Below are 21,599 nucleotides of genomic sequence, written 5' to 3'. Positions count from 1 at the left end.
TCTCCTTTAACAAAATCTCTAGTACACACTTTATCTATGAGATACATCTCAGATAAAGATCTTCTATTTAGATATATCTCTTATAAAAACGTCTTCGTTACTTGCCTATTCTACTACTTGTGTACCCCTTCATAGGTAGCCCATAGATTGTCCAGCATAGTTTCATCAAATTCACGTTGCTCAAAAGGTTTCCGCTTCATCCGATGAGATACCACAAGCGGTGTCAACTGTTTCAGATGATCCATGGTCACATGGGGCTCCCTCTGTAAGGCCGCCAAAGCACGGCTACTATTGAGCAAGGTAATATCTGAACGATGTCCCTCTACGCCTAGGGTAATCGATATATTGGCAATCAATTCTAATAGATTTGCATCTACCCCAATGGTAGGCAATACTTTGCGCGCTGTTTCAATAGTTTTACGCAACGCTTCATCGTCCTTCCTGTAGGACTCAATAAATGCTTGTGGAGTATCTTCAAAGGCCAATCGGCGACGCAATACTTCCATTCTCAAGGCTACATCAGTTTCTGCTTTCACAGTCACCGATAGACCAAAGCGATCCAACAATTGTGGACGAATACCCCCCTCTTCGGGGTTCATGGTGCCCACCAAAATAAATCGTGATGGATGACTATGGCTAATGCCCTCCCGTTCGATGCGATTCACCCCCATGGCCGCCACATCTAACAATGTATCCACTAAGTAGTCCTCTAGTAAATTGACTTCATCCACATAGAGAATATTTTCGTGAGCCTCAAATAAAATGCCTGGAGAAAACTCTTGCTTCCCCTCTTGCAGCATCCGCTCAATATCCAAGGTTCCCACCAATCTGTCTTCCGTGCAATGCAATGGAAGGTCCACCACTTTCATCGGTGTGCCATCACGATGCATAGGCAGCACCTTGGCTAAGCCTCGTACCGCCGTCGATTTTGCCGTTCCCTTATCACCCTGTATCAACACACCACCTACCCGTGGGTCTACTGCATTGAGGAGTAAGGCCAATTTCATTTGATCTTGTCCTACTAAGGCTGTAAAAGGATATATAGTACTCATGTTAGTCTCCTTACGTTTCATCATAATACCCCTCTAGGTCATCTTCCAAAGACATTGCCACATCGCGCAATCCTTCTCTGCGCTCCACACTGGCATTCCAAAGTCCTCGTTGTTCTGCTTCTAATAAAGTATGGCAAATAGCCCCTAATGCCCAAGGGTTGGCTTGACGCATCCAGTCCTGTACCTCCTGATTCATGACATATTCGTCTGTATAGGCATCATACATCCAATCTTGAATCATATCACTAGTGGCATCCCATTCATAGGTATGTTGAACACAGGACGCCATATCCGCTGCTCCCTTGTAACCGTGTTTCATCATGCCTTCTATAAAAATAGGGTTTATTGGTTCACTACGGAACTGACGCTGAATTTCATCTTCTAAGGACCGCACCAAAATATCTTTGCGGTACGTGGTATCTCCTATAAATGATTTCGGCTTAGTACCTTTCACCGCCTCCACAGCAGCGATCATACCCCCATGGTAGGCATTGAAATCATCTGTACTCAACAAACTAACTTCACGATTATCTTCATTTTTCACGGTCACTTCAATGGAACCTAATCGCTTGCGAAACTGTTGATGGCTTGGAATAATCTCCCCTTGCTCATCATATCCATAGCCACCCCAGGTAACATAGGCATTGGCTAAATCTTCACGAGTAGACCAGTTGCTTTGTTCTAGAATTTGATTCACTCCTGCCCCATAGGCACCTGGTGCATCGCCAAAGACACGAATCGTAGCAGCTTTGATAGCTTCTTCATAGTCCATACCGTCTTCTACCAACGCAGCTGTATCCAAGTCTATATGTTTTTTTACGTAATTCACACTATGATCTTCATCAAGGGCGTTTACCATTTGCACCGCTTTTGCAATCCACATGACACCGGAAGGCATCATATCTCGGAATAGTCCACTAATACGGCTTGTTACATCGATGCGTGGTCGCCCTAATTCCTCGAGAGGTATGACTTCTAAATCGGATACACGACTTCCTGTATAAACTGGTCGTACACCCAATAAATAGAATACTTCACCAATACATTGTCCATGCGAGCGTTGCGTGTTGTCTGCCCACAAGACAATACCAATTTCCTCTGGATATCGCTGTTCTTCTCGAATATATTCATTAAGCAATGCATCGCCTAATTCACACCCGATGGCATAGGCAGGCACAGTGGGCAATGTCCGTTCATCCACACCATAAAAATTGCGCCCCATCGGTAGCACATCGATACCACCATTAGTAACAGCGCCACCGATGTTAGGTGGAATATAGTTTCCTTCTAAACCTCGTAACAATTGGCACATTTCTTCTGTGGTTTGGCGCAACCCTGCGAGGTAGGTCTCACACAGCGTTTCTTTCTGTGCCTCCTCTTGCACACCATGCATGTCTAGGAAAGCATCTATATACCCAGCTTCTTCCTCTGTAGTTGGATTTTGCCCTAAAATATGCAAGCCACAACGAATATGACGATGTTGGATATCCATCAAATAATTATGAATATCCCCTAACAGTTCTTCTGCCTCATCTGCATGAATGGAGTCAGCTAAGGCGCGCCACTCTTCTTCACTGACAGATCTATCTGCCACAAAGTGTACCTGGCCTCCCTCTTGATACCAGTCGAAGGGTTTGCACAAGTGCTCTAAATGACACTCTTTCACAGAAGATAAGATATACCCTAGCACCACTTGCTCTTGATTTGTTTCCTGGGCTTTCATATGGTCATATTCATACAAATACCGTTCTAGCGTTTCATAGTCACCATATAAACCGGAACGCTTCATAGGTGGCGATAAATAGCTAAGTAAAACAGCATGGCTACGCCGTTTCGCTTGGATACCTTCACCGACAATAGTCGTCCAGTACGGATAGAGATTAGGTATATCTTCGATACCTAACTGCGGGTAACAATAGGAACTTAAAGCCGTTCCCTTACCAGGTAGCCATTCTAAGTTGCCATGTGTCCCCATATGAATCGCCACATCGGCTTGAAATACAGTACGCACCCAATGATATACTCCCTCATAGTGATGCGTAGGCGGAATATCAGGTGAATGGTACAGTGCATCTGGATTCTCACTAAATCCACGTGGTGGTTGTACTAAAACCCACACATTGCCAAAGGCCACACCGGGAATGATGAGCTCATCCTCTTCTACAAATATCTCCCCTATGGGCTGTCCCCAATGTTGTAGTAGTGATTCTTGGGTAGCACTATCCAGCTTTGAAAACCACGTCCTATACACTTCTTTCGGTAGTTTCGGGGCTTTCTCTACGGCTGAATCGGTCAAACAATCTACATCATTCGTAGCATGTTTGGTCAGTATCGTCATTAGATCTTCACTCGTTTGAGGGATACCATCCACTGTATATCCGTTCTGTTGTAATTCTTTCAACAACCGTAGTACAGATTCTGGTGTGTCTAGCCCACAGGCATTGCCAATATGTGAATTTTTGGGAGGATAATTATGAAGGAATAGAGCAATCTTTACTTCTGACCTATGTTTCTGTTGCAATGCAATCCATCGTTTCGCTTGGTCTACTAACTTTTGAATTCCCTCAGAATATGGTTTGAAATAGTAGCCTCTTTCCTCTGAGTACGTTCTGGCCCCTACAATATGACCGTTTAAAATGCCATCTATTTCCGGCAATGACAAGGAAAAGGATATATCCATAGGCTCTAATCCTTGTGAACGTGTTTGCCAGCTTTCAAGAGTAGTATAGGTAACAAAGCCCTGCAAGATAGGGATTCCTAAATCCGTCATTTCATCACGACTCGCCCCCTGCAAGCCAATGATGGAGAACTTGCATGTATTAATGATGAGAGATATGGTCTCTTTCACTTGATGATCAAACAACGTGTGCCAACAATCGTACCACCGTAATTGTCCACCAGATTTACTGCTGTATTGACCAAATACTAATACCGGTGATAACCCTTGTTCTAATGCACGATCATACAGTGCATAGGGATAGTCTAATTGACCTTGCACCCATTCATCTCGATAAAAGAAAATGCCCACCACTGGACCGCCATGATCATAGTCCTTACGGTATGCCTCATAGGATGGATACACTTCCCCTTGTCTGCCTAAAATACCTTGGTATGGTAGTTCTTTCACCGGTTCTACTGGCCCTGTATAACCTTGTAAAGATAGCATATATTGGCACAATCCATAAAAGTTTTCTGTCCCACCTTGGTGCAAATAAGCCTTAATTTGATCAATGTCCTCATCTGCAACACCATATCGCTGTACATCCGACGCTGAATCATGGAATAGTAATACATACGAAACTTGTTTCTGTGTAATATATTTGTGAATTCCTTTTACCAAAGGAGTATCTAAGGTACTTCCTACATGAGTAAATAGTACTATATCCGTACCATCAATCGCCCTCTGAACATCTTCTAACTCTATATTTTCAGATGCCAGAAAGACTATGCCCAAGGACATAATCTCATCTGTATACTTCTGTTCTATTTCTTTAGCCCATTGCCAATGTTTCGTCATGGACGTAATGATTAAAAAAGAATATTTCATATCTTAGGTACCACTACTACAACATCAATCGTTCGATAACAGAATAGATATTCAATCCCGCACACCAACCATCACTGATGGTCTTACCTGCTGTGATCACATACCGCGGATCATCAAAGTAAGTCCATTTATAATGTTTACCTTTTCCTGTCACATGGAAACCGATACTACGCAAGTAAGATTCAAAGCTGGAGTCCATTTTACGATATGTACGAATTTTATGTTTCAATTCTTCACGACGTTTACGGATAGAGTTGTTAAAATGATTCGCTTCTAATAAATCTTGGATAACATGTTCACGGCGAGAATTAGGGGCACATAATTTCTTATAATCTGCCAACATATCCAACACTAAATCACGCACCTCATGAGGGTATAAATCTTTTTCTTCCCCACGTAATAAAATAAACTCTCCTTCTGGTACATCGTCATCAAACTCGTCACCTTCAAACAAGCGTCCCACTTTGGACATATACAAATTGCCTTGTTCGTCCGTGTACGCCACGCCATGTGGTGTTTGCACTGTATCTGGTCCCTCTGGATCCGTATGGTCTTCTAAGTCTTCTAACAAACGGTCGTAATCGATACGAAGTTGTTTATTTTCCTTATGCAATTCATTATTTTCAGCCAACAACTTTTCATTTTTATCTTCCAAGGATGTATAAGCTTCTCGTAAGGATTCATTTTCCTCTTCTAACTCTTTCAACTTCGCCAACAATACTTTGACTTCCGCTGGTGAAAGTTCATATTTTTTTGCCTCTGCCTCTTGTTCCGCTTTCCGTTGTGCTTCCTCGCGATCTCGTTGAATTTTTGCTTTCCGCTCTTCTTCTAAGCGTAATTGTTCTTGTCGTTCTTCCTCTTCACGGAGACGGTCTGCTTCTAATTTCACCATTTGTTCATCTAAGAGCACTAATTTCGCCACACCTCTTGCATAGGCGGTGTACACAGAAGCAGGTGCCCCTTCTTGCAAGGCTTTCGCCACGTCAAAGACAGATGGTGCTTCCATGGAGATTAAAGATTCAGACTGCGCTGTATTCCATGGAAACACACTATCTTCTCCACAAATCGCCCGCAATGGTATTAACTCACCATCTACTAAAGCGTATGCATCTTGGCGTGTCCAAATGATACCCCACCGCTCCATAACAGTGTTCACTTTCTCCATCATCTCCACGGAGCCTACTTTTGTATACCGTGAACCTCTAATCATGCCTCGTTTGAGTATCGGTGTCATTTCAAATACACGCTCATGTACTTCTTTATGATGCATGTGAAGTAAGCGCATCAATGTCATGCCCGCTGTAATTTGTAACATTTGTGGCACGTCGAATACACCTTCTTTGCGGCCTTCCTTCACCAGTTGTGCCAGCATTTCTCCACAAGCCCCACTGCGGTGTTCCACATTGGCAGCTTCTAAAGCAGCACTCATTGTATCTGTAGGAATTATCTCCTCATCCTCCTTGCCATCTAGCACATCTTCTTCCATAGTAGTAATATATTCTACTTGGCTCCCACTAGAATCATCTAACTCCATAGATACACATGCTGGTGTAGCCCCATCTTGTTTTCGTAATTCTTTTGAAAGCATTGAAAAATCAACAAGCGGACCCACATCTTCACTTTTGATTTCATCAAGATGTATAGATGTCATTTGTCTTTCTAACCTAGCTATAGTCACTCCATCCCAAGTTTGTAAAGAATCGGTGGAACGCAAGCGAGAATAGTATTGTAAGGCAGTCACACAGGATTCAATGGCATGATGTCCCTGCTTATCAATGGAAATGAACTGCGGTTCCTTTGTACCGTAAGCATCAGCTGGGAAGAAGAGAATCACATGTTTCATTCGTTCTTTATTGGTGCCCCATTGTGCTAAGCTTTCATTTATTTTACCATTGTCACTAGGCACGACAATGACATGTGCCAACCCTAAGGTACTCATCGCCAAATCGTCCACATCTAATGGCGGTTCCCCAGATTTGGAGAGAGTCACCATGAGGATAGGCATTTTACATTGTTTGTCACCATCTAAGACCTTTTGGATATGACGGGCAGGATTATCTACATAGCGAGGTGTACCTAACATACGTAGATTGTTATCAATACCACCTTGTCCTGCATCAATTAAAAATCGACAAAAATCGCCTGCTAAGACTGGCAAAAAATGTTCCTTATCTACTGGCTTACCTTCCCCGTGAACAGTCATAGTAATGTATTGCTCTTCCGTGTTGTATATGACATCTAATACGTATTTCCCTACTTGGATGACAATCGACGATCGGGCTGCTACCACTGGTCGTACTCGTTGTATGGACAAACTGAGCCTTTCATCACCCCATGTAACGGGGCCATCTAAGATGCCCCAGTTCATATCATCTAACTGCGGATGCGCGTCTCCCCATATGTGATGGTACACTCGGTTCACCTGTTCTGACTGTACCCAGTCTATGACGACTTGTACAAACCGTTCCTCTGAAACCCCTTTGGCTACTGGCATTTGCGTTGCGTATAATAACATGTCTCTCTTCTCCTATACCAAATCTAACCTACATGGCCCCACATAAAAAAGGTCATATCTTATGACTATTCGACAAGAATCATAAAACTCCTACTTCACTATGTCACAAATAGAATGCCCTTATACTAGCTAACCACTCCCACCCAGCTTCTTTCTCTCGTACATACAAAAAAGCCGTCACATTGTGACGGCTTTGATAAGTCTCAACCTATATAATTAGTCGATTTTAATACCATGGATTTCTTCAGCTAAACGTTTTAATGCTTCTACTGTACGAACACCTGGTACATATCCCACACCGGTATAAAAGAAGCTCCAAATTGAGGGCTACTACGAGTGAAACCACCAGTCACATATTATTTCAACAAGCCTTTCCCTAACAATATGTGTCGTATGGTCATGATTGGATGTATCCATAACATGCGAGGACCACTGTAGCGCATGACTTCTTTAATTCGTTCCCGATAGGTCGGTGCGTAACAATGTGTTTTGCACATAGCGCAAAATGTTTTTTCTTCCATATGCGGGCATCGCTCTACCCTTGCTTCTGCATAATGCATCAATTCTGCACAGCTTTCACAGAGCTCACCGGACTTACGTCGGTGCTGTCCTTTGCAGTAGATTTCTATCATCTTGCGCACCGTTTTTAATTCTTTTAATCGCTTATCTTCGATAGCCTGCTGTTTCTCACGTTCTTTCATCACTAACTCCTCACTATTTAATGCTCAGTAGTTATGAATGTTGTACTCACGTTTCCTCTGTACTGTAAGGGATATTTATAGTCCCCCTAAAATTTACAGTGTAATCGGCAAGAATGTCATGAGCATTGCTATAAATATTGCTGGTAGCAAGTTAGCCACTCGAATCTTGTTGGGCCACAATACATTAATACCTACACAGAAAATTAAGATAGAACCCACATAGGATAAATTATCAATCGCCTCTGGAGTCATAAGCGGTGCTGCCAAATGAGCTAATCCCGTAATGATCCCTTGGGTAATCCCCACTGGTAAAAAGGAGAACAATGCCCCTTTTCCCATGGAGGATGCCATGACCATCACAATAATACCATCTAGAATACTTTTGACGACCATCGTACTGTAATCACCAGTCAAACCATCTTGAATAGAACCGATGACGCCCATAGCTCCTACGGTAAATGTCATGGATGCCGTAATAAAAGCATTGGTAAACTGTGGGTCCCGACTGTTACCTGTTTTCAACTTTAGCCATTCTCCAATGGCAGTAATACGCCTATCAAAATCAATCAATTCTCCAATAATAGCTCCCAGCACCATAGAGATAATCATCATCATAGGTCCCGTTGTATGAAGGCTATCACTGACGATAACTAGCATATATTGCATAGTACCACTCATGCCTAATAGAAGGATAATGATGCCACACACCATCATGAGCGTTTCTTTTAAATTATCTTTCATACGGTGTCGAATAAAGAGTCCTAATAGGCTACCACAAATGATCAACACCACATTAAGGATGGTTCCCATACCATGCATTGGTTGTTCCTCATCTTTCTAAAAAATCACTACACTATCATCCCCATCCACTTCGTGCACACGAACTTGCACCGTTTCCAAGTGGGACGTAGGAATATTTTTCCCTACATAGTCAGCTCGTATAGGTAGTTCTCGATGGCCTCGATCCACTAATACAGCTAATTGGATGGCACTCGGTCTACCTGCATCCATAAGGGCATTCAAGGCAGAGCGAATCGTACGACCTGTAAATAATACATCATCTACAAGAATCACAATTTTACCTGTCGTATCCAAGGTGAAAGGAGCTCCTTCCTTCGCAGTCTCTCCACGATCATCTCGATACAGAGAAACGTCCATGGTTGCCACATCTACTTGAATTCCTTCAATGGCTTCAATTTGAGCTTGTAATCGTTTTGCTAGATATACACCACGGCGCTCAATGCCAATGATTAAGGCATTGGATAATCCTTTATTACGCTCTAAAATTTCGTGCCCAATACGACGAATGGCACGCATCATACCAGCTTCATCAATTAAGATACGTTCTTCCATAGTATCACTCCTTATCGATTATGCTCTTTCGCATACTCAATACATGCCAAAAAATCTTCCGGCAATGGCGCTTCAAAGTGTAGCGCTTCCCCTGTGATAGGATGTTTCACAGATAATGTTTTAGAATGTAAAGCCTGCCCTACAATAGGAAAATCCATTTTACGGAATCCATAGAACGGATCATTCACCACAGGATGTCCAATATACGCTAAATGTACACGAATTTGGTGAGTTCTACCCGTTTCTAATTGGCATTCTATTAATGTGTGCTTCCCATATCGTTCTAATACACGGAAATGGGTCACCGCGTCTTTACTATTTTCAAAAACTACCGCCATTTTCATACGATCTTTAGGATGGCGACCGATAGGGGCCTTGATAGTCCCTTTTTCTTCCGCAATATTGCCTTGTACTAATGCATAATAGGTTCTTGTCGCACTATGCTCTTTCACTTGCTCTGCTAAGCCTAAATGGGATTCATCATGTTTGGCTGCCATCATCACACCCGACGTATCCTTGTCTAAGCGATGCACAATGCCAGGGCGAATTTCTCCATTGATGCCAGATAAATCTTTGCAATGGTATAACAAAGCATTCACCAGTGTCCCTGAATGATTGCCTACCGCTGGATGTACCACCACACCACGAGCTTTATTAATAACAATCATATGCGAATCTTCAAATAGAATATCTAGTGGAATGTCCTCTGGTTCTACTTCTACTTCCTGCATCTCTGGAATCGTCACAAGGATTTCGCTAGATGGTGAAAGTTTCAAGTTCGATTTTCCTGTTTTGCCATTCACTTGTACATGCCCCTCTTTCACTAAGGATTGCACATAGCTACGTGACTGACCAAGCTCTTTTGTGAGGTACACATCTAATCGTGTACCCTCATCTTGAGCCTCTACTATATATTGTTTTGTTTCCATTATTTACCTCACTGTTTCTGGCTTTCATAGGACCAAAAATATAGAATCAACAAAGGTACACCAATGCAAATACCAATATCCGCAATATTAAAGATAGGCCATACTCGGAAATCAAAGAAATCGACCACACCACCTAAGTACAAACGATCCCAGGCATTGCCCAAGGCGCCACCCAAGAGCGTACCTGTCCCAATTCGTGCATATAACGGTGCCATAGCTAATTTCTTACGACCTACGTACATAGCGCCTAGCAACAGCACCACGACCAACAACAATATCCATCGTTGGTGCATCAACATACCAAAGGCTGCTCCATGGTTCACAATATAGGTCCAATGAAAAACATCAGGTACAACTGGCACAGATTCACCCAACCGAAAGTGGCTGCGTACATACCATTTTGCTACTTGATCCAATAGGAAGGTCAAGATACTTATGATATAGATCATCGTTTACGTCCTCCACGGTCAGCCCATTGTTGTAATAAAGCACCTAAGTCCTGCTCTTTTTCTTGCCGTTTTCCTCGATTGTTTCTATCTCGCATAGGATTGCCTGAGCCACTTCTTACATCCTTAACGTTCTTAGAGTTTCGACCCTGTTGTCTTTCGCCTTTTGGTTGTTGACCATCCTTATGTGGTGTATTTCGACGGGGATTTCCATCGCCATTACGTCTATGACCTTGACGGTTTAGATGTTTTGGTTTTTCTCGTTTCATGGATAAACCAATGCGGTTCCGTTTTGTATCGACAGAAATAATCTCTACTTCGATAATATCTCCTACTGCCAATACATCGGATGGATGTTCATGATAGGCACAAAACTCGCTTTTATGCAACAGTCCATTGATTTTCACACCAATATCCACAAAGGCACCAAAGTCCACCACATTATGGACGGTTCCTTTTACCACAGTGCCTACTTGCATATCCTCCAAGCTAGCTATTTGTTTTCGTGTCATCGGCGCTGGCAAATCTTCCCGTGGGTCACGACCTGGTTTTTGTAAGGCTTCTACAATATCTCGCACTGTAGGTACACCTGCATCTAGCTGTTTCGCCAACTCTTCTACATCCACAGCTTGCAGTTTCGCCTTGGCCGTTTCCAACATCCCTTTATCTCGTAAATCTTCTAAGGACATCCCCAATTGTGCGAGCACCCCTTGAGCAATCTCATAGGACTCTGGGTGAACTGGCGTCGCATCTAAAGGATTCTCCCCTTTACCGATGCGCAAGAAACCAGCACATTGTGTAAAGGCGGCAGGACCTAAACGTGCTACTTTCAATAATTGCTTACGACTAGTAAAAGCACCATGTTCCTTGCGGTAAGCAATAATATTATTCGCCACGGTGCTAGAAATACCAGACACATGCTTCAATATCGCTGGAGATGCTGTATTGAGCTCTACCCCTACATGGTTTACTACAGTTTCTACCACTTGATCCAAAGTAGCGCCCAATTGTTTTTGATTCACATCATGTTGGTATTGACCAACACCAATTGATTTCGGATCAATCTTCACAGATTCCGCCAATGGATCTTGTACACGGCGCGCAATAGATACAGCACCACGGATAGATACATCTAAATCTGGCAATTCTTCAATAGCCAACTTAGAAGCAGAGTATACGGAGGCACCTGCTTCATTAGTGATAATATAATGGCAATCTAAACCTTCTTCAGCAATCATGGCAGATGTAAATTGCTCTGTTTCATAAGAAGCAGTACCATTGCCGATAGAAATCAAAGTAACACCATATTGGCGAATTTTCTTAGCCAATTCTTGTTTGGCACGCTCTGCTTGTTTATCACTCATCGTAAGATAGTAAGCGCCATAATCTAGGACATTACCTTCCCTGTCGATGATGGCCATTTTACAACCTGTACGATATCCTGGGTCTAAGCCCATAATAATATGTCCAGATAAAGGTGCTTGGAGCAATAAATTGCGCAAGTTCGTACCAAATACTTTAATAGCCTGCTCTTCTGCTTGTTCCGTCATTGCATTTCGTGTTTCACGCTCTAACGATGGATACAATAGTCGTTTATATCCATCAGCAATAGCCTCAGCAATATACGAATGCTCTACCCTTGCAGTACCTTGTACAGTGTCTACCATATATTGGATAAACGTTTCATCCGGTACCACAAAGCTAACTTTTAAAGCGCCCAAGCTTTCCCCACGGTTCATCGCTAATACACGATGGGATGGGACTTGGCGAATAGGTTCTTTGTATTCTTCATTGTATTGTAAGAATCCTTGGTTTACTTCTTCTTCACCTACTAGCTCCGTTTTCATATGACCAGTTTCCCACATGGCTTTACGCAAATATTGGCGAATATCTGCTCGTTCACTCGCTTCTTCTGCTACAATATCCATCGCCCCTTGTAAGGCATCTTCCACAGTAGGCACTTCTTCATTAAGGTACTCTGTCCCCATTTGACGTAACTCTTCTTCTGTAGCCGTTGTAAACAATGCCTGTGCCAACGGTTCCAAACCACGGTCTCTGGCCATGGACGCACGAGTTCGTTTTTTCGGACGGAACGGCAAATACAAGTCCTCTAACTCCTGTAATTTCATGGCTTTCGTAATGGCTAGGGACAATTCTTCCGTCAGTTTGCCCTGTTCTTCAATAGATTTTCTTACTTCTTCTTTACGTTGTAACAAATTGCGTAAATATTTCATCCGCTCTTCGATGTCACGCAATTGTTCATCTTTTAACTCACCAGTCACTTCTTTTCGATACCGTGCAATAAATGGTACTGTATTGCCCTCATCTAATAAAGTAATGGCTGCTTCTACTTGATGTGGCTTTACCCCTAACTCTTGGGCTATCACTACATGTATTTCCATTCTATTTCCGCCTTTCATAGGTTACAAAATCATAGGACAAGTCCTCTTGCCCAGCGCCCTGTGTACGCTCTATTTCAATCCATTCTGGCTTAGTATGCTCAGTAAATGTCACATCCCCTGTGAAAGATTGGTGTAACTCCGTCACATACAAACGATCTGCATAAGGCGCCATGCTTGCATACACCTGGGCGCCACCAATGCAATACGCTAACTCTAGGTCTTGCGCCGCTTGTGCCGCTTCCTCTGGACTATGGAATACTTTCACTCCTTCATAAGGTGGTATGTAATCCAATTGCGACGTAATCACCCAATGTTCACGATTAGGTAACAAAAACGGCAAAGACTCCAATGTCTTCCGTCCCATGATAATGACATATCCAGTAGTGCGCTTTTTAAAATATGCTAAATCTTCTGGAATGCGCCAAATCAGTTGATTATCTTTACCTATAACGCCATTCTCAGCCACTGCTACAATCATTGCTAACATAGATAACTCCTTATACAGCCACTGTCATAGATAGTTTCCCTAAATGCTCATACCCTTCTAGAGTTATATCTTCTGGTTTGAAATCATAGAAATTCGTAACATCTGGGTTTAATCGTAACACCGGGGCCTCTAAGGCTTCATGTTTACGTTCTAATTGAGTACGTAAAGCTTCTACATGGTTCTCATAAATATGAGCATTATTGATAACATGCGTGAATTGTCCCGGCTGTAATCCAGATACTTGGGCAATCATATGAACCAATGCTGCATATTGAGCCGTATTAAAAGGTACTCCTAATCCCATATCCCCACTGCGTTGGATAAGCATACAATTTAAACGACCATCTGTGACATCCCATAATGTTTCATAGGCACATGGTTGCAATGCCATATCTGGCAAGTCCTCAATATTCCACAAGGTCACAATCATACGACGACTTTGAGGGTCCTTTTGTAGCATATCCAATAAATTATCTAATTGTTTATATTTGGCAATTTGGTATCCATAGGCCTTACCAATCGTACCATCTTCACGCATCCATTCATCCCAAACTTTTACATTCATGGCCTGTAATTGACGTACATCATTAGATTGCAATTGCCAAATCCAAAGCAACTCTTTAATGGCCGTTTTGAAAGCCACAAATTTCGTGGTTAAAATAGGAAACTCTTCTGCTAAATTGAATTGCATCACTTGATGCGGTAATTTATAGGTCGCAATGCCTGTACGATTGTTGGCATAATACCCATGATCTAATATATTTTCTATAATCTGTAAATATTGCGCATCTGCTAAACTCATCTATGCCTCCTTGTATACGAAACTATGCTAAACTGTATCAGCATATAGTATGTATATCTGTATGTATATCTGTATTTGTATCAATATCTGTGTCTAAATGTATATGTATATCTACATTTAGATAAATATCAAGCTGCCTCGCTATAGCTATATGTTACCCTTAAAATCAGCAATAACCTTCAAAAATTCATTGCCATATTTGCGCAGCTTCATATCTCCTACGCCTTTCACATTCGCCATATCTCCTAAGGTCAATGGTTCTTTTGCTACCATGTCCAATAAAGTAGCGTCCGAAAAGATCATAAATGGTTTTACCCCTTCTATTTTTGAAAGTTCCAATCGATGCACACGCAGAGCCTCAAATAAGGAGTTATTCTTAGTGGCTTTTGCTAGCCCTGAAGCATTTGATTTAGAACGCCCCTGCATAGGACGATGTTCCCCTACCTCAATAGGTACATCTTTCACTGTAATACGACCAGCTAGTACCTCATGACCTTGTTCCGTAACGGATAAAATAGGATATTGTCCTCCCGAAGATGTCACATACCCCATTGCCATTAAGCGTTTAATAAAGCCTTTTACATCTTTATCTGCCCAACGATTTAATTTGCCAAATACGGATAAGCGGTGTAAGCGAAACTTCTCAATACGTTCCGTCCGATTCCCACATAGAATATCTCCAATCATGGTTACACCATATCGCTCTTCTGTATTCCAAATCGTCTGCAATACTGCGCTCGCCTCGGCTGTTACATCCACTGCCACTCGTGGTTCATCACAAGTACTACAATGATGACATTGATCCCAAGGCACTTGCTCTCCAAAATAAGACAACATAAACTTACGTAAACACATCGGCGTATGACAATAATCGATCATGGATTGTAGCATATTCCGCTCAATCCGTTGTCGTTCTGGTGGCAAGTCACTTTGACTTAATATATATTGATGAACTGCCACATCTTGCCCATTGTAAAGCAAAATACAATCTGCAGGCGCTCCATCTCGTCCAGCACGGCCTGCCTCTTGGTAATAGCTTTCCATATTCCGTGGCATTTGGTAATGAATCACATAGCGCACATTACTTTTATCGATACCCATACCAAAAGCATTGGTGGCTACCATCACTTGTACTTCATCGAAGGCGTAACGATTCTGCTGGTACTTACGCTCTTCATCAGATAAGCCACCATGGTAATAGCCTGCTTTTACGCCATACCGTAAAAGCTCACGATATACCTTTTCCACATTCGCCCTAGTGGCACAATAGACAATCCCTACATCATTTGGATTGTGTAGTGCATAATCTCGTACATATTCCATACGCTTACTTTCGTGAATGACAGAGAACGCCAAGTTGGGACGATCAAAACCAGTAATATGGACACGCGCATTCTCTAAGCCTAGCAAACGTTTCATATCACGTTCTACTTCTTCCGTAGCACTGGCAGTGAAAGCCCCCACCACTGGTCGATGTGGCAAGCTAGCGATAAAAGGTCCTATAGCTGTGAAAGAGGGTCTAAAATCATGTCCCCATTGTGACACACAATGGGCTTCATCAACGATGACTTGGCTAATTGGCAGACCGCCTAAAAACTCACAGAACCCTTCGGACTCTAATTTTTCTGGTGCCAAGTATAATAATTTAATGCGCCCTTCCCGTAAATAGTACAAAATTTTATTCTGTTCTTCTCGACTGAGGGTGCTATTCATATACGCCGCTGGCATACCTTGCTCTTTCAAGGTATCCACCTGATCTTGCATCAAGGAAATCAACGGAGAAAATACAATGGTAATGCCCGCCTTTAGCATAGCAGGAATTTGAAAGCAAATCGATTTACCTGCCCCCGTAGGCATAATCCCTAGCACATCTTGGTTCTCTAACAAAGCTGTAACAGGTACCTCTTGAGCGGGGCGAAAACTGGAATATCCATAAAAATGTTGCAATGCTCGTAGGGCTCTAGCATCCATATGTCTTTCCTCCTTTCTAACACACTCATCCATCTAATTGTATCTATTTATTATACCATTTTTATAGATAGCTATAAACTATTCCACCAAGAACTCTCCTTTCTTTTCCATAGTCATTGCCTATATCGTTATATGCACCTTACAGTTTTTATACTATTCACCTAGTACAAGCATTTCCTTCATCATGAACTAGTAGACATACCTATCTTATTACACACTCCTCTTAAGACGGTTCCTTCCTTACCGCAAGTTACAACTTCCTAACAAGACCTACTAGGATTTATAATCGTATCCATACACATTCGTAGAAAAGATATACTAATTCTTATAGCCCCAGTGATTACTAAATGTGTGGTTTATAAGCGCCTCATCTATAAGTATCTTCTACAAAAAATGTTGGCACCACTCTCAACAGAGTAGCCCCAACATTTCGTTTACTATGTGTATGTAATTATAAAATATGCATTTGTTCTGATGCATCAAACTCCGCTTGGATTTCTTTGCTTGGCTCACGATCCAACAAGCTTACTACAAAGATAGCAATGGCGGATAAGATGAAACCTGGTACGATTTCATACAGGCCGAACCAACCGAATTGTTTCCACACAAGAACGGTAATACCCCCTACTAAGATACCAGCGATACAACCTTTCAGAGTCATACGTTTCCAAGTCAACGAGATTAAGATAGCGGGACCAAATGCAGCGCCAAATCCTGCCCATGCATAGGCCACCATCGTTAAGATATAGCTTTGTGGATTCACTGCCATCACGATGGCAATTGCAGATACAATCAATACCGTAGCACGGCTAACCATAACTAGTTCACGGTCTCCTGCATCACGGGCAAACACATTGCGGTACAAATCTTGAGACACAGAAGATGCAGTTACTAACAATTGTGCAGAGGCTGTACTCATGATGGCTGCCAATACAGCGGACCAAATCAAACCTGCCACGAATGGATTAAATAAATGCTCGCTCATCACAAGGAATACTGTTTCTGCATCGGCATCTACTAGAGGTATTGTTAAATATACTTTACCAACAAGACCTACTGCCACTGCAGCCAACAAGGAAATAACCACCCAAATCATGGCAATATTCGTAGCTTTTTTCAATTCTTTCGCATCGGAAATCGCCATGAAACGCACTAAGATGTGAGGTTGACCAAAGTAACCAAGCCCCCATCCTAGGCTAGAAATGATGCCTACCACCAAGGTAAAAGTATCTTGTTCCGGTCCCCAAATGGACAAGCCTGCTGGGAACTCCGTAGCAATTAATTGAGATGTTTCCACAGGACCACCTAAATACATAGCTGCCGTCACAGGTACCAATAAGATGGCGAAGAACATCATCATACCTTGAATACAGTCTGTCCAACTTACAGCTAGGAAACCACCTAGGAACGTGTAGAAAATAACTACCCCTGCTGTAATAAAGAGGGATGTCATGTAATCTAGTCCAAAGATAGTATTAAATAATTTACCACCTGCCACAAATCCGGAGGACGTGTAAATTAAAAAGAAAATAACGATGAAGATAGCAGACACCACTGGCACAATTCTTGATGTATCATGAAAACGGTTTTTCAAATAATCCGGTATAGTCAAACTATTATTCGCTACCTCTGTATAATTACGCAATCGTTTCGATACGAATACCCAGTTCAGCCACGTTCCCAAAGCTAAACCAATGGCAATCCATAACGCTGATATCCCTGTTGAGTAGGCAAATCCAGGTAAACCCATCAACATCCATCCACTCATGTCAGAGGCTTCCGCGCTCATGGACGTGATCCAGGGGCCTAGCTGGCGACCTCCTAAAATATAGTCGTCTAAGCTATTAGACTTGCGGTAATAATATACCCCGATGTACATCATGAGGCCTAAATACAATGCAAATGCCCCAATCACTTCAAAATTGTTGTACACCCTACTCCTCCTTTCCTAATCCTTTCGCCTTTACTTAAAATTCTATAGAATGCATTCAGCATTAATCTTTTCTATTATATCATAGATTATATATATCGTCTTTCATTGATTTTATTCCAAAAAATAAACACTTTGTATAAAACAAAGTGAGTGCTATAATATAAATACCTAACGCATGAGGACTACCACTCCTCAACACGTTAGGTATCATCTTTTTTCATTCCTCAGATGAGCCTAACGCCGAACACACGTTGATGGCTCTCCTTTTCTTAACTATATTATATCACAAACTGTTACCTCGTCAATTTATATTCCATATATTTTGCGTGCCTAAGGAGATATTACCTATGAAAGACATTAACTTCTATGAACAACTGCAACTTACAAGTCCTCCACTTTCTACAACCGACTTCACACCAGATGAGCTAGAAAAAATTCTTTTACAAGGGGTAAAGGAAGCAGAAAATGGAAAAGTGCGACCTGCTAAAGAATTTTTCACTACTTTATTAGGAGAATAATTATAGCTTTTTTCTACAGGAACTTCCCACAGTATACGGAAAGTACATATAAGTTTTATACAAAAAGGACCCCGCAGGGTCCTTTTTTATTTTCATATATTCTTATCGTTTGATGTTATAGAACACATCGCTACCACGGTATTGTGCCGTTTCTGCCAACATGTCTTCAATGCGAAGTAATTGATTGTATTTCGCTACGCGTTCGGAACGAGCTGGGGCACCAGTTTTGATTTGTCCAGCATTTACTGCTACAGCGATATCAGCAATTGTGGAATCTTCTGTTTCACCAGAACGATGAGAAATTACAGCTGTATAACCCGCACGTTTTGCCATTTCAATAGCATCGAATGTTTCTGTCAACGTACCAATTTGGTTCACTTTGATCAAGATCGCATTCGCTGTATCTTCTTTGATACCACGAGACAAGCGTTCTGTGTTCGTTACGAATAAATCGTCACCTACTAATTGAACAGTTTTACCTAGGCGCTCTGTCAACAATTTCCAGCCTTCCCAATCTTCTTCTGCTAAGCCATCTTCGATGGAGTAAATTGGATATTTTTCACAAAGTTCTGCGTAGTATTCTACCATTTCAGCAGCAGTTTTCACTTTGCCTTCGCCAGCTAAGTGGTATTTACCATCTTTATAGAACTCAGAAGATGCTGCATCAATAGCAAATACAATATCTTTACCTACTACAAGACCTGCTTTTTCGATAGCTTCTGTAATCACTTGCAATGCTTCTTCGTTGGAACCTAAGTTAGGAGCAAATCCACCTTCATCACCTACACCAGTTGCCAAACCTTTTGCTTTCAATACACCTTTCAATGTATGGTATACTTCTGCACAATAACGCAATGCTTCCATAAAGCTTGTAGCACCGATTGGCATAATCATGAACTCTTGAATATCCACATTGTTATCTGCATGAGCGCCACCATTTAAAATGTTCATCATTGGCACTGGCAATTCTTTTGCATTTGTGCCGCCAAGGTATTGGAACAATGGTAAATCATAGGATTCAGCTGCAGCGCGAGCTACCGCCATGGATACACCTAAAATAGCGTTGGCACCTAATTTTGCTTTATTAGGCGTACCGTCCAATTCAATCATAATGCGGTCAATCGCCACTTGCTCAGACGCATCGAACTCTAAAATAGCAGGTCCAATGATGTCGTTCACGTTTGCTACCGCTTGCAATACACCTTTACCTAAATAACGAGGAGACTCGCCATCACGTAATTCTACCGCTTCAAATTGACCAGTAGACGCTCCAGATGGAACCGCTGCACGACCAATCGTACCGTCTTCTAAATATACTTCTACTTCTACTGTTGGATTGCCACGGGAATCCATAATCTCTCTTGCGTATACATCAGTAATTACTGCCATTGTTACTTCTCCTTATTGTACTAACAAACTTTCACCACTCATCGCTTCAGGCTTCTCAATACCGCCTAAAGCCAGCATAGTTGGTGCTAAATCACATAGTCGACCTGGTCGCAAGGCAACACCCTCTGGGGCTCCCACTAAAATGAGTGGTACCGGATTCGTCGTATGCGCCGTATGCGGAATTTCTGTGGTATGGTCCACCATGACCTCAGAATTTCCATGGTCCGCTGTAATTAATAATTGACCATTCCTATCTTGAATGGCTTTCACAATCTCTGAAAGCCCCGCATCTACGGCTAAAATAGCTCGTTTTGCCGCTTCAAAATCACCCGTATGGCCTACCATATCTGGGTTCGCATAGTTCAAAATAATCATATCATACTCGCCACTGCGAATGGCGGCAACTACCTTTTCTGTTACCTCTGGAGCACTCATCTCTGGTTGCAAATCATAGGTAGCCACTTTAGGGGATGGTACTAAAATTCTATCTTCCCCAGGGAATACATCTTCCTTACCACCATTGAAGAAATACGTCACATGAGCATATTTCTCTGTTTCTGCAATGCGCAGTTGACGATAACCACCCTTAGCGAGCACTTCTCCTAAGGTATCTGTTAACAGTTCTTTATCATACACCACAGGCACTGGTAAGTCCGCTTCGTACCGAGTCATACTCGCCACATAGGAACCTTGCAATACATGTTTTCGTTCAAAGCCAGTAAAATCAGGATCTACCATGGCACGCACCAATTGACGAGCCCGGTCTGGACGGAAGTTAAAGAACAAGATCGCATCGCCATCTTGCATGCCTTCGTACCCTTCCATCACGGATGGAATGACAAATTCATCTGTCGTTTCTTCTGCATAACTGCGTTCCACCGCTTCATGAGCACACGCTACGGCAGTACCACTGCCACAAACCATGGCATTATACGCCAGTTGCACTCGTTCCCATCGTTGGTCACGGTCCATACCATAATAACGACCGCCTATTGTCGCAATCGATCCTAGACCCAACTCATTGCAGTAATGAGCAATATCGTCAATATAGGCCAACGCACTTTGTGGAGGTACATCACGACCATCCAAGAAGGCATGGATATACACTTTTCCTACACCGGCCTCTTTAGCGCCACGAAGTATTGCCTTCAAGTGATCAATATGCGAATGGACACCGCCATCCGACAACAAACCTACTAGATGCAAGGCTTGTTTAGCCCCTTCTTCATAGGCTTTCACCAAGGTGGGACGAGTAAATAAGGTCCCTTCCTCTGCCTCTTTCGTAATGCGCGTCAATTCTTGATACACAATACGTCCGGCACCAATGTTTAAATGACCCACTTCAGAGTTTCCCATCTGTCCATCCGGCAAGCCTACGGCCATACCAGATGCATCCAATAGAGTGTGAGGGCACTTATCCCATAATTCTAAAAATGTTCGGGGGTTCGCTTGTACCACCGCATTGGTTGGGTCTTGACCATCCCCAATACCGAATCCATCAAGGATTGTTAGCATCACTGGTCCTTTTAATTTTGCCATACGCTACCTCAAACC

16 protein-coding genes are annotated in these 21,599 nt (G+C 42.4%); 1 reads left to right on the top strand and 15 read right to left on the bottom strand.

Annotation, left to right across the window (positions count from 1 at the left end; all coding sequences use genetic code 11):
• Nucleotides 1-113: 113 nt before the first annotated feature.
• The 13 genes from EO121_RS05250 to putP form a co-directional block, all read right to left on the bottom strand.
• Nucleotides 114-1,052 (bottom strand): ATP-binding protein, encoded by a 939-nt coding sequence (locus EO121_RS05250; RefSeq protein WP_127166562.1) that lies wholly within the window; start codon nt 1,050-1,052, stop codon nt 114-116.
• Between the two features lie 10 nt (nt 1,053-1,062).
• Nucleotides 1,063-4,599 (bottom strand): cobaltochelatase subunit CobN, encoded by a 3,537-nt coding sequence (locus EO121_RS05245; protein ID WP_127166560.1) that lies wholly within the window; start codon nt 4,597-4,599, stop codon nt 1,063-1,065.
• 16 nt (nt 4,600-4,615) lie between these two features.
• A complete protein-coding gene (locus EO121_RS05240; protein ID WP_127166558.1) occupies nt 4,616-7,114 on the bottom strand; it encodes a hypothetical protein in 2,499 nt (832 codons plus the stop codon).
• Nucleotides 7,115-7,470: 356 nt separating this feature from the next.
• A complete protein-coding gene (locus tag EO121_RS05235) occupies nt 7,471-7,815 on the bottom strand; it encodes a nitrous oxide-stimulated promoter family protein (protein ID WP_009353674.1) in 345 nt (114 codons plus the stop codon).
• Nucleotides 7,816-7,908: 93 nt separating this feature from the next.
• Nucleotides 7,909-8,634 (bottom strand): DUF554 domain-containing protein, encoded by a 726-nt coding sequence (locus tag EO121_RS05230; protein ID WP_127160552.1) that lies wholly within the window; start codon nt 8,632-8,634, stop codon nt 7,909-7,911.
• 18 nt (nt 8,635-8,652) lie between these two features.
• Complete coding sequence (gene pyrR, locus EO121_RS05225) at nt 8,653-9,168, bottom strand: bifunctional pyr operon transcriptional regulator/uracil phosphoribosyltransferase PyrR (protein WP_127160553.1); 516 nt, start codon at nt 9,166-9,168, stop codon at nt 8,653-8,655.
• Between the two features lie 11 nt (nt 9,169-9,179).
• Nucleotides 9,180-10,097, bottom strand: a complete 918-nt coding sequence (locus tag EO121_RS05220; RefSeq protein WP_127160554.1) for an RluA family pseudouridine synthase — start codon at nt 10,095-10,097, stop codon at nt 9,180-9,182.
• An 8-nt stretch (nt 10,098-10,105) separates the two neighbouring features.
• On the bottom strand, nt 10,106-10,546 hold the full coding sequence (gene lspA / locus EO121_RS05215) for a signal peptidase II (RefSeq protein ID WP_009353699.1): 441 nt from the start codon (nt 10,544-10,546) through the stop codon (nt 10,106-10,108).
• A complete protein-coding gene (locus EO121_RS05210; protein ID WP_127166557.1) occupies nt 10,543-12,945 on the bottom strand; it encodes a Tex family protein in 2,403 nt (800 codons plus the stop codon). The genes lspA and EO121_RS05210 overlap by 4 nt, the downstream gene beginning before the upstream one ends.
• Before the next feature lies 1 nt (nt 12,946).
• Nucleotides 12,947-13,432, bottom strand: a complete 486-nt coding sequence (locus tag EO121_RS05205) for a dihydrofolate reductase (RefSeq protein ID WP_127166555.1) — start codon at nt 13,430-13,432, stop codon at nt 12,947-12,949.
• A gap of 10 nt (nt 13,433-13,442) precedes the next feature.
• Nucleotides 13,443-14,234 carry a thymidylate synthase gene (locus tag EO121_RS05200; protein WP_127166553.1) on the bottom strand — a complete coding sequence of 264 codons (792 nt, stop codon included), beginning with the start codon at nt 14,232-14,234 and terminating at the stop codon, nt 13,443-13,445.
• A 147-nt stretch (nt 14,235-14,381) separates the two neighbouring features.
• Nucleotides 14,382-16,205, bottom strand: coding sequence for a DNA helicase RecQ (recQ, locus tag EO121_RS05195; protein WP_127166551.1), 1,824 nt, complete (start codon nt 16,203-16,205; stop codon nt 14,382-14,384).
• 451 nt (nt 16,206-16,656) lie between these two features.
• On the bottom strand, nt 16,657-18,087 hold the full coding sequence (putP, locus tag EO121_RS05190) for a sodium/proline symporter PutP (RefSeq protein WP_240629393.1): 1,431 nt from the start codon (nt 18,085-18,087) through the stop codon (nt 16,657-16,659).
• 398 nt (nt 18,088-18,485) lie between these two features.
• Between putP and EO121_RS08650 the strand changes: the two genes are divergently transcribed.
• Entirely contained in the window at nt 18,486-18,656 is a 171-nt protein-coding gene (locus EO121_RS08650; protein ID WP_164725871.1) for a hypothetical protein, read from the top strand.
• 102 nt (nt 18,657-18,758) lie between these two features.
• On the opposite strand, the gene eno is transcribed toward EO121_RS08650, so the two are convergent.
• Complete coding sequence (gene eno, locus EO121_RS05185; protein WP_127166547.1) at nt 18,759-20,045, bottom strand: phosphopyruvate hydratase; 1,287 nt, start codon at nt 20,043-20,045, stop codon at nt 18,759-18,761.
• 12 nt (nt 20,046-20,057) lie between these two features.
• The gene (gene gpmI / locus EO121_RS05180; protein WP_127166545.1) at nt 20,058-21,584 is read right to left on the bottom strand and encodes a 2,3-bisphosphoglycerate-independent phosphoglycerate mutase; all 1,527 of its coding nucleotides are present in this window, start codon (nt 21,582-21,584) and stop codon (nt 20,058-20,060) included.
• Nucleotides 21,585-21,599 lie beyond the last annotated feature (15 nt).

The sequence above is a fragment of the Veillonella sp. CHU732 genome, from assembly GCF_003992085.1.
Lineage (GTDB): Bacteria > Bacillota > Negativicutes > Veillonellales > Veillonellaceae > F0422.
The sequence above is the reverse complement of the archived record's forward strand: the minus strand, read 5'-3'. Positions and strand labels throughout refer to the sequence as shown.

Bases quoted from the DNA above. Each gene is read 5' to 3' on its own strand.
- EO121_RS05250 (WP_127166562.1), bottom strand. From the start codon at position 1,052: ATGAGTACTATATATCCTTTTACAGCCTTAGTAGGACAAGATCAAATG.
- EO121_RS05245 (WP_127166560.1), bottom strand. From the start codon at position 4,599: ATGAAATATTCTTTTTTAATCATTACGTCCATGACGAAACATTGGCAA.
- EO121_RS05240 (WP_127166558.1), bottom strand. From the start codon at position 7,114: ATGTTATTATACGCAACGCAAATGCCAGTAGCCAAAGGGGTTTCAGAG.
- EO121_RS05235 (WP_009353674.1), bottom strand. From the start codon at position 7,815: ATGAAAGAACGTGAGAAACAGCAGGCTATCGAAGATAAGCGATTAAAA.
- EO121_RS05230 (WP_127160552.1), bottom strand. From the start codon at position 8,634: ATGCATGGTATGGGAACCATCCTTAATGTGGTGTTGATCATTTGTGGT.
- pyrR (WP_127160553.1), bottom strand. From the start codon at position 9,168: ATGGAAGAACGTATCTTAATTGATGAAGCTGGTATGATGCGTGCCATT.
- EO121_RS05220 (WP_127160554.1), bottom strand. From the start codon at position 10,097: ATGGAAACAAAACAATATATAGTAGAGGCTCAAGATGAGGGTACACGA.
- lspA (WP_009353699.1), bottom strand. From the start codon at position 10,546: ATGATCTATATCATAAGTATCTTGACCTTCCTATTGGATCAAGTAGCA.
- EO121_RS05210 (WP_127166557.1), bottom strand. From the start codon at position 12,945: ATGGAAATACATGTAGTGATAGCCCAAGAGTTAGGGGTAAAGCCACAT.
- EO121_RS05205 (WP_127166555.1), bottom strand. From the start codon at position 13,432: ATGTTAGCAATGATTGTAGCAGTGGCTGAGAATGGCGTTATAGGTAAA.
- EO121_RS05200 (WP_127166553.1), bottom strand. From the start codon at position 14,234: ATGAGTTTAGCAGATGCGCAATATTTACAGATTATAGAAAATATATTA.
- recQ (WP_127166551.1), bottom strand. From the start codon at position 16,205: ATGGATGCTAGAGCCCTACGAGCATTGCAACATTTTTATGGATATTCC.
- putP (WP_240629393.1), bottom strand. From the start codon at position 18,087: ATGATGTACATCGGGGTATATTATTACCGCAAGTCTAATAGCTTAGAC.
- EO121_RS08650 (WP_164725871.1), top strand. From the start codon at position 18,486: ATGAAAGACATTAACTTCTATGAACAACTGCAACTTACAAGTCCTCCA.
- eno (WP_127166547.1), bottom strand. From the start codon at position 20,045: ATGGCAGTAATTACTGATGTATACGCAAGAGAGATTATGGATTCCCGT.
- gpmI (WP_127166545.1), bottom strand. From the start codon at position 21,584: ATGGCAAAATTAAAAGGACCAGTGATGCTAACAATCCTTGATGGATTC.